General features: G+C 43.4%; 16 protein-coding genes. All 16 read right to left on the bottom strand.

Annotated features, from left to right (window positions below):
• Positions 1–52 precede the first annotated feature (52 nt).
• Positions 53–1,081, bottom strand: a complete 1,029-nt coding sequence (gene queA / locus J2Z37_RS02085) for a tRNA preQ1(34) S-adenosylmethionine ribosyltransferase-isomerase QueA (RefSeq protein WP_209808415.1) — start codon at positions 1,079–1,081, stop codon at positions 53–55.
• 16 nt (positions 1,082–1,097) lie between these two features.
• Positions 1,098–3,119, bottom strand: a complete 2,022-nt coding sequence (locus J2Z37_RS02080; RefSeq protein ID WP_209808413.1) for a SpoIID/LytB domain-containing protein — start codon at positions 3,117–3,119, stop codon at positions 1,098–1,100.
• 19 nt (positions 3,120–3,138) lie between these two features.
• The gene (locus tag J2Z37_RS02075; protein ID WP_209808411.1) at positions 3,139–3,357 is read right to left on the bottom strand and encodes a DUF2905 domain-containing protein; all 219 of its coding nucleotides are present in this window, start codon (positions 3,355–3,357) and stop codon (positions 3,139–3,141) included.
• Between the two features lie 2 nt (positions 3,358–3,359).
• Entirely contained in the window at positions 3,360–4,358 is a 999-nt protein-coding gene (gene ruvB / locus J2Z37_RS02070; protein ID WP_209808408.1) for a Holliday junction branch migration DNA helicase RuvB, read from the bottom strand.
• Between the two features lie 30 nt (positions 4,359–4,388).
• Positions 4,389–5,009, bottom strand: coding sequence for a Holliday junction branch migration protein RuvA (ruvA, locus tag J2Z37_RS02065; RefSeq protein ID WP_209808406.1), 621 nt, complete (start codon positions 5,007–5,009; stop codon positions 4,389–4,391).
• Entirely contained in the window at positions 5,006–5,506 is a 501-nt protein-coding gene (gene ruvC / locus J2Z37_RS02060) for a crossover junction endodeoxyribonuclease RuvC (RefSeq protein WP_209808404.1), read from the bottom strand. The genes ruvA and ruvC overlap by 4 nt, the downstream gene beginning before the upstream one ends.
• 89 nt (positions 5,507–5,595) lie before the next feature.
• Positions 5,596–6,216, bottom strand: a complete 621-nt coding sequence (locus J2Z37_RS02055; RefSeq protein ID WP_209808401.1) for a BofC C-terminal domain-containing protein — start codon at positions 6,214–6,216, stop codon at positions 5,596–5,598.
• Between the two features lie 67 nt (positions 6,217–6,283).
• Entirely contained in the window at positions 6,284–7,024 is a 741-nt protein-coding gene (gene nadE / locus J2Z37_RS02050; RefSeq protein ID WP_209808897.1) for an NAD(+) synthase, read from the bottom strand.
• A gap of 44 nt (positions 7,025–7,068) precedes the next feature.
• The gene (locus J2Z37_RS02045; RefSeq protein WP_209808399.1) at positions 7,069–8,088 is read right to left on the bottom strand and encodes a phosphotransferase; all 1,020 of its coding nucleotides are present in this window, start codon (positions 8,086–8,088) and stop codon (positions 7,069–7,071) included.
• 52 nt (positions 8,089–8,140) lie between these two features.
• On the bottom strand, positions 8,141–9,193 hold the full coding sequence (locus tag J2Z37_RS02040) for a LysM peptidoglycan-binding domain-containing protein (protein ID WP_209808397.1): 1,053 nt from the start codon (positions 9,191–9,193) through the stop codon (positions 8,141–8,143).
• Positions 9,194–9,901: 708 nt separating this feature from the next.
• Positions 9,902–10,780, bottom strand: a complete 879-nt coding sequence (gene ilvE / locus J2Z37_RS02035) for a branched-chain-amino-acid transaminase (RefSeq protein ID WP_209808395.1) — start codon at positions 10,778–10,780, stop codon at positions 9,902–9,904.
• Positions 10,781–10,952: 172 nt separating this feature from the next.
• Positions 10,953–11,822, bottom strand: coding sequence for a prephenate dehydratase (gene pheA, locus J2Z37_RS02030; protein ID WP_209808392.1), 870 nt, complete (start codon positions 11,820–11,822; stop codon positions 10,953–10,955).
• A 41-nt stretch (positions 11,823–11,863) separates the two neighbouring features.
• Positions 11,864–12,784 (bottom strand): homoserine kinase, encoded by a 921-nt coding sequence (thrB, locus tag J2Z37_RS02025; RefSeq protein ID WP_209808390.1) that lies wholly within the window; start codon positions 12,782–12,784, stop codon positions 11,864–11,866.
• Positions 12,785–12,809: 25 nt separating this feature from the next.
• Positions 12,810–14,117, bottom strand: a complete 1,308-nt coding sequence (locus tag J2Z37_RS02020) for a homoserine dehydrogenase (RefSeq protein ID WP_209808388.1) — start codon at positions 14,115–14,117, stop codon at positions 12,810–12,812.
• Between the two features lie 29 nt (positions 14,118–14,146).
• Positions 14,147–14,593: an ACT domain-containing protein gene (locus J2Z37_RS02015; protein WP_209808387.1), complete on the bottom strand. Its 447-nt coding sequence runs from the start codon at positions 14,591–14,593 to the stop codon at positions 14,147–14,149.
• A 146-nt stretch (positions 14,594–14,739) separates the two neighbouring features.
• The gene (gene obgE, locus J2Z37_RS02010) at positions 14,740–16,029 is read right to left on the bottom strand and encodes a GTPase ObgE (RefSeq protein ID WP_209808386.1); all 1,290 of its coding nucleotides are present in this window, start codon (positions 16,027–16,029) and stop codon (positions 14,740–14,742) included.
• Between the last annotated feature and the right edge of the window lie 2 nt (positions 16,030–16,031).

The following is a 16,031-nucleotide window of genomic DNA, read 5'->3' as shown; positions in this document are numbered from 1 at the left end:
GTAACATTATACTATAATTCCAGCCTTTGGGAAAACAAAAAAACAGGAAATTCTAAATTAAGAGCATGGCATCACCAAAGCTAAAGAACCGGTATCGCCCCTCAACTGCTTCGTTATAAGCTTTAAGTACGTTCTCTCGCCCTGCAATGGAACTGACCAACATCACCAACGTAGATTTAGGAAGATGAAAATTTGTCAACAATCCGTCAATCACCGTAAACTGGAATCCTGGATAAATAAAAATATCTGTCCATCCTGAGGTGGCAACCATCTTTCCTTCATAATCTCTTCCGATAGTTTCCAACGTCCTAGTTACCGTAGTCCCAACAGCAATTACTTTTCCGCCTCTTTGTTTACATTGATTGATCAGATTTGCCGTCTCTTCAGTGACAGAATAATATTCAGCATGCATATGATGCTCAAAAATATTTTCCACTTGCACGGGGCGAAAGGTACCAAGGCCAACATGAAGGGTAATATAAGCGATTTGAATCCCCCGATCGCGAATCTCCTGCAAATATTCCGTAGTAAAATGAAGACCAGCTGTCGGTGCAGCTGCCGAACCCGGATTTTGGGCAAAGACCGTCTGATAACGTTCAGGATCATCCAACCGTTCCTTGATGTAAGGTGGAAGTGGCATCTGTCCCAATTCATCGAGAATTTCATTGAAAATCCCACTATATTCGAAGCGTATAACCCTTCCACCAGCATCAGTACTTCCTTCACAAATGCCCTTCATTTTTCTTTCGCCAAAATCAATGACCGTTCCCGGTTTTACCTTTTTCCCTGGTTTCACCAAGGTTTCCCAACGATCATCTTCCAGCTGTTTTAATAAAAGAATTTCTATGCTTGCGCCTGTATCTTCTTTCACACCAAATAAGCGCGCAGGAATGACCCTTGTATCATTTAATACAAGGGTGTCTCCCGGTTGTAAGAAAGATATCAGATCGCGAAAATGGCAATGGTTGATTTCTCCGTTGCGTTTATTAAGAACGAGCAATTTTGAGGAAGCTCGATCTTTCAATGGGGTTTGCGCAATAAGTTCTTCTGGTAAATCAAAGTCAAATAAGTTTACGTCCATAGTATCATCCTTCAAGTTATTCAATCGTTATGTCTTGATAATAGTGTGACAAAATTTGCCTGTAGTCATACCCGTTTTCTGCCATCTTCTTGGCCCCATATTGAGAAAGCCCCATTCCATGCCCATAACCATTTCCACGGAAAAGAAAAGCAGCATTTTGAGTGAGAACATTCACTTTCTGCTCATTTCCAAGAGCAATCATATTGTTCACCAATATAGGTACTGACTGTTCTGCCGGATCTTGCACAGCATACAAAGGAAGTCCACTAGAAGATTCCTGCTGCGCATTTGCAGATTGTATGGTGAAGCGGCCAAGCTGATCGATTTCAAAAAGTGTGCTTCGCAAAGCTGTGTTTCCCTTTTTAAATAAGGTCCGAAAGGCATCTGGACTTTTCACCTGCACGGTTTTTCCATTCGCCTTCACTTCCATTACCCTGCCTGATGGGCCGCGCTCTGTGACCTGTAAACTTTCAATAGGTCGATCTGCTTTCAGCATCTGTTGGAGTTCAATTCCCGAATAAGGACCGGCAATCCAAGAGTATGGATTATCCTCACGAACTTGTTCCAAAATCACAACTGTCTCTCCATAGGCAAGCTTGTCCATGATCTGATGGGATGCTGTCCCGGGTCCCGATCGAAAGTTCAAATCACTGGTATTAACCAAACCGTAGGAAAATCCAGCTGCATTTTTCTCCGTAGTGAGAGAAATAAAATCGGATCGGACATAACCAACTTTTCCATCATTTGTAGCAATATGGTACCATATTATCGCTGACTTCTCCGGTGCATTGTCTTCACTTGAGACAGACTGGATGTAAGGTAAATCATTTCCCCATACTTCTTTGCCAACCGCCGTTTGCCCACCTGCATTAGAATAGTACAAGGTCTCTATCGGTTTTCCCTGATAGGTGACAACAAGTCCTGCTGTTTCTCGAACAGCTTGCCGTGTATCTTCCCCTTCCATTTTGACCCCATAGTAGGCCTGATCATTGACCGTATCGGTTACATGGGCAATCCCGTATTTCAATCCCGCGCTTGTCACACGCGTCCGGGATAGAATCGCTTGCGCCTTTAGGGCTTCAAGCGGCCAGCCCTTGGCCATTTCACTACCGACTACCGAATATAGATACTCCTCTAATGGAAGTTCGTTTACAACCGTGTGAGCTCCTTTATAAAGGGAGAACTCAATTTTTCCGCGGTAGCTTCGATTATCTTTTTCTACAAGGGTCAAACCGCTGTTATTCCCTGGATTCGATTGCTCAAGTATTAGTGTCAACTGGGACGAGAAAAAAAGGTGGGTAATCGTATTCGAGCCATACACACTATCTTTGAGAAGAATATAAGGTTGATTTTGATTCGCCACCGTCATCCGGGAAGCAAGATCGGGAAACCTGTTATGTATTGAATCTTGTATGTCTTGAAGCGTATCCTTTGATGTTTCATTCCCTACCCACACTCGATGCTGGATCTTTCCTTCTACTGTAAGAATAACGGGGTACGCATCAATCCCACCCTTGGTTAATTGACCAGCCAAATCTAAGGCGGATTGTAAACTGCCCACTGCCCCCAAATCTAGACGCAATCTCCCTTTTGTGTTAGGGGTATATCCCATCTGCTGAACGATCTTGTTCTTGTCAGCTGCCAGCTTGACTTCGTTGGAATAAGGTCCAGCAATAACCTGAAAGCTTCGCCCTGCTTTAAGAATTTCATTTTTTATTTGATTTTGGCTTAAGTGTTGGCTAACCTGTTGGGCGTCCATGAGGTCATCCGATGTTTTCACCATTAAATAAGACTGATCAGGACTGACACGCATTGTGGTGTTTGCTGATTCCTCAAACAGCTTTAGTCCAGAAGAATCATTCACCACAATTCCGGTTTTGCTATCAACGGTGACCGCAGGGATCGCAGCATTATCGATAAGCAAGGCAACACGGACATTATCCAGATTAGCTGCACTTGCAAAGGGGGATTCACCGGTGAAAAGCAAAGCCATACAAGTTGTAAACAACACAAAAAACAGGAGAGGCTTTCTTTTCATAGTTCTTTCCTTTCTTTGATTATTTAAATAAACGAACCAGATAAAAAATGAGAGACAGCAGAACACTAAGCAAAATACACGTTGCCAAGGGGAAATAGAAACGAAAGTTTTCCTTTTCTATAACGATGTCCCCCGGTAGTTTCCCTAGATGTAAAAAGCGCCCGCCAACTTGCCATAGTAAGCCGATAATAACTATCACGATACCAGTAATAATTAACGCCTTGGCAACGGGATTCATCCTTAAGAAGGCACCTCCAAATTAAAATGCTGATAGGCTGATGGTGTAGCAATTCTTCCTCGCGGCGATCTTTGCAAAAAGCCAATCTGAAGCAGATAAGGTTCATAAACATCCTCTATCGTATGCGATTCTTCACCAATGGTTGCCGCTATCGTGTCCAGTCCCACTGGACCTCCACGGAACCTTTGGATAATCGCGAGCAGCAGTTTATGATCGATCTGATCCAACCCGAGACGATCCACTTGAATTTGCTGCAATGCTTCTTGTGTGATTTCTTCCGTAATCACTCCATTCCCTTTTACCTGCGCAAAATCTCTAACCCTCTTCAATAGCCGGTTGGCAATTCGAGGAGTACCACGTGAGCGAAGCGCAATTTCCTCTGACGCCTGCTGATTAATACCAACTTCTAAAATATCAGCGGACCTGCTAACAATGAAAGCGAGCTCGTCCATCGTATAATATTCCAAACGGCTAACGACTCCAAAGCGGTCGCGCAGCGGCGCTGACAACAATCCTGCCCTTGTGGTTGCGCCAATCAGTGTGAAGGGTGGCAAATCCAAACGCACGGAACGGGCGCTCGGACCCTTACCTATTATAATATCCAAAGCATAGTCCTCCATTGCTGGATATAAAACCTCTTCAACACTTCGGTTTAAACGATGAATTTCATCAATAAACAGCACATCCCCATGCTGTAAGTTGGTTAGAATGGCGGCAAGATCCCCGGGTCTTTCGATGGCAGGTCCCGACGTGGTGCGTATATTCACTCCCAATTCATTGGCAATAATCGTAGATAAAGTGGTTTTTCCAAGCCCAGGCGGTCCGTACAATAACACATGATCAAGTGACTCCTTGCGTAGTTTAGCCGCCTCGATATAGACCTTTAAATTTTCTTTAACAACTTTTTGACCTATATATTCCGATAAATATCGGGGGCGCAGGCTATATTCTACACCAAGATCCTCTTCGCTCATTTGGGAAGAAATAATCCGATCATCCATCCTACTCTGTGACCCCCTCTTGTTTTCATACTAACTGGTTAAAATCAATTGTAATGCTTTTTTAATTAATTGTTCCGTTGTCCCTTTCTCGCTTTTCAACTTGACCATTACTTTGCTCACTTCTGCATCACTATACCCCAAGGCCTTCAAAGCTTCTGCAGCTTCCTGATGGGAAGAGGCAGGCTGTTCGTCGGTCGAAAAAGCAAAAAGTTGCTCCTCCGTTCCCCAGTCTTGCTCATTCACCAAATTTCCAAAATCCTTCAACTTGTCTTTTAGATCTAAAATCATTCGACCTGCTGTTTTTTTACCGATCCCGGGAAATTTGGTAAGAAAAACTATGTCTTCCCTTTGAACAGCTCCAATAATTTGCGAAGGGGTTGCTGCTGCAAGGATGACGATTGCCCCGCGGGGGCCAATCCCAGATACATCCAGTAACTTACGGAACAAATCTCGCTGTTCTCTATGGACAAATCCATAGAGCTGGATGGCATCCTCGCGAACATGCTGGTGGGTATAAACACGTTTTTGCTCCATTTTTCTGTATTCGTAAGGATTCGGACAAAATATCTGATAGCCCACTCCCTGTTTGGTTAAAACAATAATACAATCCTTTTCGATGTACTCTACTTGTCCTTCAATAAAATCTATCATTTCTTCACACCATGACTTATATTTTGAATAAAAGAGGAATGGGCATGTGTAATCGCCACTCCTAAAGCATCCGCTGTATCATCTGGTTTTGGGGTCTCCCGTAGGGATAAGAGAACCTTCACCATCTCCTGCATTTGCCTTTTTTCGGCTTGACCATAGCCAACAATTGCCTGTTTCACCTGTAAAGGGGTGTACTCATAAACAGGTATTCCTGCTTCTTCTGCAGCAAGTACAATCACTCCACGGGCCTGCCCGACAGAAAAGGCAGTTGTTACATTGCGGTTAAAATAAAGCTTTTCAATTCCCATAACTTCCGGTTGATACTTCGCGAGAAGGGAGGTCATTGCATCATAGATTTGTTTTAAACGAAGCGGTTCGGAGGTATGTGCTTCCGTCCTGATGCAGCCATATTGTTTGGGGACGAGCTTGCTGCCAATTTTGTCGATGATGCCAAATCCTACAATCGCCAGTCCAGGGTCAATTCCTATAATTCTCACTTAATACCAGCTCCAGCCCTATAATATCTATTTCATTCTACTATAACGAAAGGTAGAAAAAAAGACAGCCTTATCTGTAAGACTGTCTTCTACCCTTCATCGGCCTCAACCTTTTTCTTCACATTCCCGGTTAGGTTGGCAAATTCCTCATAGCTGGAAAGGATGCTGTTGTATTCAGCGATATCTGTTATCCGAATGCCCTTTTGCAGAAATTCTAGTTCACTCATAGGCAGTGCCGATTCTAATTTTTTTGTATTGATTTGAAAGAAGGTCTGGATTACCTTTTGCTCTTCAGGCGGGCCTTCGTACAGTGTCAGTATGCCATCTTTGGATAAGCCGAAATATCCTTTTTCCTTACAGATTGGTGCAAGGTCATTGACCTGTTTACCAAATTCAAAGTGATTCCCTTCCTGAGAGAGAAGCTGCCAATCTTGGTAATCCTGAATAACCTGATCAGTTGACGCAACCATTTGACTTAATTTTTCTTCCGATTCCACACCGCACACAAAGGACTTTTTCAATACGATGGAAACTTCCATTGACGATATAGCTGGTTCAGCCTCCGCATCTAATGCGGCTTGTTCACTTATAGGAGCCTCCTGCTGTGATTTATACATTAACCAACTGCACCCACCGAGAAAGGCGATGAGAAGGATAACCATCATCCACAGGAAAACTATTTTAGATTTCCTTTTATTTTGTTGCCACATATAAACCCCTTCTAAAGCTTTTTAATCCAAGTTATTTCCAACTTTAGAAAGGGATATACCCTGTTACCTAGAACTTAGGAGGGCTAGGGGGCATATGGCGCTTATGTTCGGAAATTTTATGAAGACGTTCAATGATTGCGCGATCCTTTTCAGGAATATCCTCTCCGTCAAGAAACGCATCGATCATGGCATAGGTTGTTCCCATTTCTGATTCATCGGTTTGATTTTCCCATAAACCAGCACTCGGCTGGCGTTCCAACACTTCCACCGGAACCCCCAAATAACGTCCCCATTCGAACACTTCGCTCTTTTTCAAATGACTAAGTGGTAAAATGTCCACACCGCCATCACCGTATTTGGTGTAATATCCAGTATAAACTTCCGCTGCATTATCTGTTCCAACCACGAGGTATCGGTAGTGTCCGGCAATTGCATATAGTGTACTCATTCTTAACCGTGCACGTAAGTTACCATCATTTAATTGACTGATTTCCTGCCGATAGGCATTCTTTTCTTTCAGTTTTTGGTCGACCGAACTTAAAAGGATCTTATGCGGCTCTGTCAGATTCACTTCAATATAATCCAATTCAAAGGACTGAACTACTCGGAGGGCATCTTCTTTATCCTTTGAATTAGAGCTACATGGCATAATAACACCTAGGGATTGATCAGGAAAGGCCTTCTTGATCAATCCCGCTACCACGGCGCTGTCAATTCCGCCGCTTACACCTACTATTAGTCCATTGACCCCTGCATTTTCCACCTGTTGGCGCAGCCATTCTACCGTTAATTGAACTTTTTCTTCGATAGTCCTCATCTGTTGCTACCTCCACTATACCCACTTTTCCTTCATCATACCACAATGGAAGAATCGCTATCTGCTTCCTCCCTAAAAAAGTGCCTACTTCCTTGAAAGAAGGTCATCCGATGACTCCAATTCTTCATGATCATAGTCAGATAGGCATCTATTTTTTTGGAAACCAAGGCTGGCCGTCCCCCATATAACCCGATTACTTCCCGCATAAAATTATCCGGATAACGTAACAGCAGATAAGCTAGAGAGAGTTGCTGGTCATTCAAGGGTTTCCATCTCTGATATTGTTCGATCATTGTTGCAAATATATCCAGATTCCAGGCTTGTTGATCCAGCGTACGGTTCATCATCTGGACAAGGTCAAGCAATTGATTATCATACATTGCGGTATCGTAATCAATGAGGTAGGTTTGATCGCCAATCCTAAAATTGTGGCTCGCCAGATCGCGATGTGCCACACAATGATCGATTAAAGATTGCCGGTATTCCTGCTCAATCGGTGATCGTTTGGTGAAATCCAAAGCAGATTGTGCTTCTTGTATGATATAAGGGGAAATTTTGATAATTCTTTTTTCAAGTGTACCAAGGGATCTGCTTCGTTTCATTCTTTCAATAATCGTTTGAAACCGCTGAAGTCGATCCTCCCACTTATCCAAGATAGGAACCGATGCTTCCGGATAGACCGGACCTCCTTTAATCTGTTGTGCATGATAATGGAACTCGGCTAAGCAGGAAACAGTGAGAACAATGTCGTGAAAAGTATCATATTGTGCATCCCTGCCTGGGATTGGCTTTGTTGCAACATAATATCTTCCTTCGTGAGGAATGTATGGCAATTGATCCTTCGTATAAACATATTGCAGCGTTCGTTTAAATCCCTTTTCTCGTAATTTTTCCGTCAGAAATACAACCCATTCCACTTTTTGCAGAGAATCATATCCCTTGACAAAAATCGGTCCTTGAAAAGTATCAACAAACAAGGCTTTGCGTATCCTTTTCACCGATTTTACGTGACGCCTCCATTGTTTTTGCATTTTCTGAATAAGGTCTGCCTGCATATTCACGGCTCCTTTAGTTGTAAAAAGGGGTACTTAACGTACCCCCAGCTAGTTAATCCTTTTTCTCCCGATAGTTAGAACTGGAACATGATGAGCTTTCTTCCTCACAACCCCACGATCCATTTCCGTAAGGGTACATATTGTGGGGCATGTGATGATATCCTGGCTGGTTCATAAAAGGCGGCCCTGGTTGCATCATATATGGACTTACCAATCCTGGATGAGAAGGCGGCATATATTCCTGCCCGCAGTCTTCTCCCTTTTCAGCATAGGTGTAATATAATTGTTCATGATAGGGCGATGGATAATGAGCCTGGGTGAAAAATTTCTTGTCATGCTGGTTTTGCATCTCATGCTCGGGATACATCGGCATCCCAACGGAATAAGGTGAGACTGCTGTTGGTTGCTGCATATACGGGTCAGGCATTCCATATGGACCCATTGGACCCATAGGCTCCATTGGATTCATTGGATTCATTGGATTCATTGGATTCATTGGACTCATTGGATATGGGAAACCCGGTCCTGGACCTGCATTACAGTCACATCCAGAAGGCATAGGCCCTGCCATTGGAACACCAGGATAGGGATAGAAATACCCTGAAGGTGTCACGTCGGATGAATATCCCCCTGGATACATCCCTGGTTGATAAGCCCTTGCCGCTGTCATCTCCTGCTCTGCCGCATAGGGTGGGGCTGGTGGCATAGGTAGAGGTGGGATCATTCCCGGTGCGGTTGCCCCATAATGTGGCATAGGTGGGGCCATTCTTGCCTGATCCATTCCGTAGGCAGATGAATAGTTGGAACTTCCTACACTTTGATCTAAGTCTTCTACATCGGCAGAGAAATTCGAAATTTGATCCCTTGAAAGCTCTTGACTTTCCATATTAGAAACTGATTCTGTTCTCTTTACCACCGGAATGGTTTGTTGTGCCCTCTTCCTTAAAGGAACAGAAGCCGTTGGCACCTTCACCTTCGTACCCGCAGCTATCTTCTCGATGTCCTTAATATGGCCATTGACCTCCTGCAGTTTTTGCAAAGATAGATTGTATCTCTTGGCTATCTTTGCTAAAGTTTCTCCTCTTTTGACAATATGGATTTTCAACGCGAAAGACCCCTTTCCTAAAATTCCTTACATCATATGCAGGAGTGGGCAAATTGCTCATAAAGGAAGGTGAAAAGATGGGCGGGATCTGTGGATCAGTGGTCTGACTGAGTTGGGATCCTAGAGGAGAGACGACAGAAATTGGAGCTTGGTCTGTCAGGAAAACCCTTGTTTTCTGACAGGTAACCACGTTTAGGACATGATCCAGTCAGGAAAGCACTCGTTTTCTGACAGGTAACCACGTTTAGGACATGATCCAGTCAGGAAAGCACTCGTTTTCTGACAAGTAACCACGTTTAGGACATGATCCAGTCAGGAAAACCCTCGTTTTCTGACAGGTAACCACGTTTAGGACATGATCCAGTCAGGAAAAAGCATCAGATTTTGACACTTGCTGACTTGCTTAATCTTATCACTAAACAATGATTGCCCTGCGCACCTCTCCAATGACTCTTCCCTCTTTATCCCCCTGTCCCTCCCCAACCAACCCAACTTTAGGTACGAGAAGCATATGACGGCGACAAGGCCCACCAGCACATCGAGAGAACAGTCAAGGGATTCTTTGTCAAAATCCCCCAAAAAAATTATTTGCAGCCTTCTCCAATTGTACAGTGTGTCATGCTGTTAAAAAGGTTTGGTTCATTTTGAGACTATAACTGTACGAAAAAAAGGGTGCCCAGTTAGGCACCCTTTAGCTCGCTTACTATATTAAAACACTTGTAATCCGTCTTTATCTACTTCACGTCTGAATTCTTCTAATAGTTCATTTGTAACTGGTCCTGGGCGACCGTCTCCAACTACGCGACCGTCTACTTCGTAAACAGCAATGACTTCTGCTGCTGTTCCAGTTAGGAAAACCTCATCAGCAGTGTAAACATCGTGGCGGGTAAATGGCTCTTCTTTCAATTTGTAGCCTAGACGTTCCGCAATGTCAATAATCGCATTGCGGGTAATCCCCTCAAGTGCACCTAAGTAACTTGGTGGAGTGTAAATCACTTTGTTTTTAATAATAAAAATATTGTCCCCTGACCCTTCACAAACGTAACCTTGAGCATTAAGCATAAGTGCTTCACTAACCCCAGCCATATTCGCTTCAAGCTTAACAAGGATATTATTTAAATAGTTCAAGGATTTGATTTTCGGATTTAGTGCATCCGGCACATTTCTTCTAGTTGGTACGGTAATAATGCGAATCCCTGTCTCATAATGTTCTTTTGGAAACAAGGCCAATTTCTCAACAATGATGATAGTAGAAGGTTTAGGACATTTCCGTGGATCGAGTCCTAGATCTCCTGTACCACGAGAAACAACCAAGCGGATATAGGCATCCCGCATCCCATTTTTTCTGATCGTTTCAGCCATGGCTTCGGTCATTTCTTCTTTAGTCATGCCAATATCTAACATGATTGATTTTGCGGAATCATACAGCCGGTCTATATGTTCCTTACACTTGTATATAACTCCGTTATAGACTCGAATCCCTTCAAAAATCCCATCACCATAAAGAAAACCATGATCGAAAACGGAAATTTTCGCATCCTCTTTTTTCACGATTTCTCCATTTAAATAGATCCAACGCTGCTCCATATGAGGTACCTCCACCTTAATGCTCTAAAGAATTGAATTCAATAGGCTAAAATAACAAACGTTCTTGAAAGGACATCTCAAATAGCTGTACAATACTTAATTTACCCAATTAAATACGACAAAAAAATCTAATTAATGACATTTGTCATTATAAGGACGAGTCCTAGGAAAGTCAACAGCTTTCAGAGCCAACTTCTGCTTTCTTAACATAAAAGGGATAGGATCCTAAGGTTCGGATTTGACAGCCCAAAGCCTCAATTTCAGCGAATGCTCCTGGAAGCAGGACCTCATCCATTTGCTGATCAATATCAATAATAAAATGATAGTTGCCCAAACCTGTTTTTGTCGGTCTAGATTCAATTTTGGAAAGGTTGATCTTTCGCCATGCGAAGGCTGCCAATACTTGGTATAGAGCCCCTGGAAAATCAGACGGCAGTGTAACTAAAATAGATGTTTTTTCATGGTCTGTTGCTTGCAATACTGGCTTATAACGGCTTATTATAAAAAATCGGGTATAGTTATTGCTATGATCCTGTATTTCCTCCTGAAGAAAATGCACAGGATAGATCGACTGTGCAAGCCGGTTTCCAATTGCCGCCCAAGGTTGTGTTGGGTTCTCGCCAACCAACCGGACTGCCTCCGCAGTACTCTTCGTATACTCAATTTCCGCATGTGGTAGGTTTCTCTGTAAAAAATGCCTGCACTGTGCCACCGCTTGAGGATGTGAAAGGACCTTTTTCACTTGGGAAAAATCTAGTTTCAACGAAGCCATAAGGTGCTGGGATATTGGATAAGCCAATTCCCCAATGATTGGCAAATCTACCTGATGGATTAAATGGTCCATGGTCAGATTCACTGTCCCCTCAATGGAATTCTCAATGGGGACAACCGCATAGTGCGCTTTTTCCAGATCCACTGCATCCAGCACATCAGGAATTGAAGAATATGGGATGTATTGAACGCTTTCGCCGGCAAAAAAGAACCTTGCTGCTTCCTCGGTAAACGTTCCTACAGGTCCTAAAAAAGCCACTTTTCTCTCCATCATAGATGCTCCTTGGGTATTTTCTTTTAACTCTACTCGCTTTAAAATGGAGTGTCAATATCTTCAGAAATTCGCGCACCATGAAGATCGGGCATAAGGCTCATGGTTGTCGAACCAATCCCGTTTTGCAAGAGAGTATCTACAAAAAATTGCTTCAATCTTTCATCATTTCCTTCCAAAAAGGAAATGATCGTTGGACCTGCACCGCTCAATGCGGTACCTAAAGCACCATATTCATGCGCCTTGTCTAGGAGTGTCCCCATTCCTGGAACGAGTGCCGTCCTATAGGGTTGGTGAACCCGGTCCTGCATAGCCGTATTGAGCATGTCGTACCTTCCGCTTGCAAGAGAGGCAATCAAAAGTCCTGCGTGACTTAGGGTAAATACGGTATCCTTACGGCTATATTTTTCTGGTAGCACACCTCGCGCTTTCTCCGTGGATAGCATAAAGTCTGGGATTACAGCTAACGCCTTTAAGGATGACTTTGGCTCAATTTTAATATAAGGGACTTTCTCTTCCTCCATCACCGCAACGACAATTCCTCCGAATAGGGAAGCTCCGACATTATCAGGATGTCCTTCTATATGGCTCGCCATCTGAAAAATTTCATCTTTTGAAAAAGGCTCTTCCGCCAAATAATTGGCTGCTACGAGGCCGCCAACAATGGCTGCAGCACTGCTACCAAGACCTCTGGTCAAAGGGATATCACTTCTCATCTGAATGCGCAGCGGTGGAAGTGTTAGGCCTGCCTTTTCAAATAAGTATTCAGCCATCTTGTAAACCAAGTTGCTTCGATCTGTAGGCAACCCTTTGAGATCATCCCCATAGAGTACAACCTTTGGTTCATCAGAAACTTCCATGCGAATCTTTGTATATAGTTCAAAAGCCATTCCCACCGTATCAAAACCCGGGCCAAGATTGGCTGTACTTCCTGGAACGATTACTTGTACTCCCTGTTTCATTGTTTCATCACACTCATACCAGACATTATTTTTCTTCTCCCCCTTCAACCCGATACAAACTTTTCACTTCATTTATTGACTTCAAATGAGAAAAATCACGTAATAGCTTCTCCATATTCGCTTTTGTAGCCATATGTGTAATAATAATAATTTCTGCTTGTTTGGTTGCGTCACCACACGGCTGTTGCATGATCTGTTCAATACTAATATCGGAATTGGCCAATAGGGAAGTGATTTCTGCTAAAACCCCGCGCTGGTCAGAAACGATAAGACGAAGGAAAAATTTCGATTCGATCTGTTCTGAAGTCTTTAGAATGGTTTCCCGATAAGGTGCAACCATTCCCCTGCCGTTCACACCTAATTTCATATTCTTCACAACAGTGACTAAATCCGAGGTGATAGCTGTCGCCGTAGGCAATTCTCCTGCCCCTGGTCCATAAAACATGGTTTCTCCAACAGCCTCTCCATACACGTAAACCGCATTAAAAACCCCATTCACAGAGGCAAGCGGATGTGTGTGATGAATCATCGTTGGCTGTACACTAACCTCTATACACCCATCATCATTTTGAGCAATTCCCAAAAGCTTGATTTCATAACCTAATTTCTTCCCATAATGAATATCCTCAGCGGTTACCTTGGAAATCCCGCGCACCTGAACATCTGCTAAATGATAATTTACATGGAAACCCAAGGTGCTTAAAATCGCCATTTTCCTGGCCGCATCCAGTCCTTCTACGTCAGAGGTTGGATCCGCCTCGGCATACCCTAACTCCTGGGCCTCCTTCAGGACTTTTTCATAAGGTGCCCCTTCTTTACTCATCTTCGTTAAAATATAGTTAGTTGTCCCATTGACGATCCCCATCATTTTATGAATGCGATCAGAAGAAAGCCCTTCAACCAAAGCCCTAAGGATCGGTATCCCACCTCCTACACTGGCTTCGTAGAAGACGTCACATCCCTTTTCTTCAGCTTTCGAGAGGATTTCAGCGCCATGCATAGCTACCAAATCTTTATTCGCTGTAACGACATGCTTTCCATTTTCTAATGCCTCTAAAATATATTCTTTCGTAGGATGCGTCCTGCCCATTACCTCAATAATTATATCAATATTGGGGTTTCTAAGTACAGCATAGGGGTCTGTTGTCAACCATTCGGGGTTGATGCGAATATTTCTTTCCTTGCTGGTGTCTTGCACCAAAATTTTTTCCACCACAATTTCAAGTCCAGTCTGCTTAAACAAGTCTGACTGGTGTCCTTCTAATATTCTTAAAACACCCGTCCCAACGGTACCAAGACCCATAAGACCTACTTTCACTTGCTTCTTTTCCATCATGTCCTCCTTAAACCTCATTAAAAACTTTATCCTCTCCCGATCATCACTGCCCTGCGCACTCCATCCAACTGCTGCAACTCATCTATAAAATTTGTCGTTGTTAGAGTTAAGCCAGCTGTATCAATCGATAAAGTTAAATTGGCAACCCCCTGTAAAGGGATGGTTTGATTAATCGTTAAGATATTCCCGCCTTTGCCTGCAACGAAAGCAAGAACTCTTGAGAGTACCCCGGAACGATGCTCCAGCTGCAAAGAGATCGTTATAATCATTTGCTTCATCATGGCATTGAAAGGGAAGATGCCGTCCTTGTATTTGTAATAGGCGCTTCTGCTTAGCCCTACTTTACTTACCGCCTCATTGACTGTTTCAACAACGCCTGCCTCAAGCAATTGTTTGGCTTCAATTGTCTTCAGTACAGCTTCCGGTAATATATCATCCCGCACTAAGTAGTACTTTTCCTCCCGAGCACCCATATTCGTCCTCCTACAGTGAACAATTGTACTCTGATAGTGGACATTATATCGAAACTTGCGGTTTTTGACAATAGGCAAAAAGCGTAACAGTTAGGATACCCACTATTACGCTTGCCAGTAAAAATTTTAACATTGCTCTAGGATATTTAATCTACGAATTCAAATTCAAAATCATCAATCCGAACCAGGTCCCCGTTCTTAGCGCCTAAATCACGCAGGGCTCTGTCAACTCCCATATTTCTCATTGAACGGGAGAATCGTTGAATTGAATCATGAGAATTCAGATTCGTCATCTTCATTAGACGCTCAATGTATGCCCCTTCGACCACAAACACTTCTTCATCTTTGCGCACGAAAAATTTCTCAGGTTCTTTTTCTGCACGGTAAATGACACGATCTTCTTCGGCAGTTTCTTTTACCTCCTCGATCAGCGGTGTAAGCGGGATAGTATCCAGGAGATCCGCAACAGCATACATCAATTCCTGGACACCTGCTTTAGTAGCTGCAGAAATACCATAAATCGGAATATCCTTTCCAACCTTTTCTTTAAACAGCTGCAAATTTTCCTGTGCCTCAGGAATATCCATTTTATTAGCTGCTATAATTTGTGGACGATCCTCCAGTTTTTGATTATATAGACGCAGCTCTTTATTGATCTGCAGATAATCCTCATAAGGATCTCTGCCTTCTGACCCAGCCATGTCAATTACATGGATGATTACCCTTGTTCGTTCCACATGGCGCAAAAATTGATGCCCTAGCCCGACACCTTCATGGGCTCCCTCAATCAGTCCGGGCAAGTCTGCCATCACGAAACTGCGTCCATCCCCTACATCAACAACACCTAGGTTTGGGGTAATGGTTGTAAAATGGTAATCGGCTATTTTAGGCTGGGCTGCAGACACGATGGACAGTAAAGTTGATTTACCAACGCTTGGGAATCCCACGAGTCCTACATCAGCCAATACTTTCAGTTCTAGGCGAATATACCTTTCCTGACCTGGTTCTCCGTTTTCTGATATTTGTGGTGCGGGATTAACCGGGGTTGAAAAGCGGATGTTTCCGCGTCCTCCTCTTCCCCCCTTGGCGATAATCGCTTGTTGACCTTGCTCAACCAAGTCGGCAATCAATTGGTTCGTATCATCATCGTAGACTAAGGTTCCTGGCGGCACTTTTACAATCAAGTCTTCCGCACCCGCACCATGTTGGCTTTTGGTTCTGCCGTTTTCCCCCTTTTTTGCCTTAAAATGTTTTTGATATTTAAAGTCAACGAGGGTTCGCAGTCCTTCCTCCACTACAAAAATCACATTGCCGCCACGGCCGCCATCGCCACCTGCCGGACCACCTTTATCCACGTATTTCTCACGACGAAAAGCAACCATACCATCTCCGCCGTTTCCACCCTTAACATAAATTTTCGTAACATCTACAAACATTA

Source organism: Ammoniphilus resinae (assembly GCF_017873965.1).
In the GTDB taxonomy this organism is placed as follows: Bacteria; Bacillota; Bacilli; order Aneurinibacillales; family RAOX-1; genus Ammoniphilus_A; species Ammoniphilus_A resinae.
The sequence above is the reverse complement of the archived record's forward strand: the minus strand, read 5'-3'. Positions and strand labels throughout refer to the sequence as shown.

What these genes read in the sequence shown, in the direction of transcription:
- obgE (WP_209808386.1), bottom strand. Translation starts at nt 16,029, where the DNA reads ATGTTTGTAGATGTTACGAAAATTTATGTTAAGGGTGGAAACGGCGGA.
- J2Z37_RS02075 (WP_209808411.1), bottom strand. Translation starts at nt 3,357, where the DNA reads ATGAATCCCGTTGCCAAGGCGTTAATTATTACTGGTATCGTGATAGTT.
- J2Z37_RS02015 (WP_209808387.1), bottom strand. Translation starts at nt 14,593, where the DNA reads ATGGGTGCTCGGGAGGAAAAGTACTACTTAGTGCGGGATGATATATTA.
- J2Z37_RS02055 (WP_209808401.1), bottom strand. Translation starts at nt 6,216, where the DNA reads ATGTGGCAACAAAATAAAAGGAAATCTAAAATAGTTTTCCTGTGGATG.
- ruvA (WP_209808406.1), bottom strand. Translation starts at nt 5,009, where the DNA reads ATGATAGATTTTATTGAAGGACAAGTAGAGTACATCGAAAAGGATTGT.
- J2Z37_RS02080 (WP_209808413.1), bottom strand. Translation starts at nt 3,119, where the DNA reads ATGAAAAGAAAGCCTCTCCTGTTTTTTGTGTTGTTTACAACTTGTATG.
- J2Z37_RS02020 (WP_209808388.1), bottom strand. Translation starts at nt 14,117, where the DNA reads ATGGAAAAGAAGCAAGTGAAAGTAGGTCTTATGGGTCTTGGTACCGTT.
- ilvE (WP_209808395.1), bottom strand. Translation starts at nt 10,780, where the DNA reads ATGGAGCAGCGTTGGATCTATTTAAATGGAGAAATCGTGAAAAAAGAG.
- pheA (WP_209808392.1), bottom strand. Translation starts at nt 11,822, where the DNA reads ATGGAGAGAAAAGTGGCTTTTTTAGGACCTGTAGGAACGTTTACCGAG.
- thrB (WP_209808390.1), bottom strand. Translation starts at nt 12,784, where the DNA reads ATGAAACAGGGAGTACAAGTAATCGTTCCAGGAAGTACAGCCAATCTT.
- ruvB (WP_209808408.1), bottom strand. Translation starts at nt 4,358, where the DNA reads ATGGATGATCGGATTATTTCTTCCCAAATGAGCGAAGAGGATCTTGGT.
- queA (WP_209808415.1), bottom strand. Translation starts at nt 1,081, where the DNA reads ATGGACGTAAACTTATTTGACTTTGATTTACCAGAAGAACTTATTGCG.
- J2Z37_RS02045 (WP_209808399.1), bottom strand. Translation starts at nt 8,088, where the DNA reads ATGCAGGCAGACCTTATTCAGAAAATGCAAAAACAATGGAGGCGTCAC.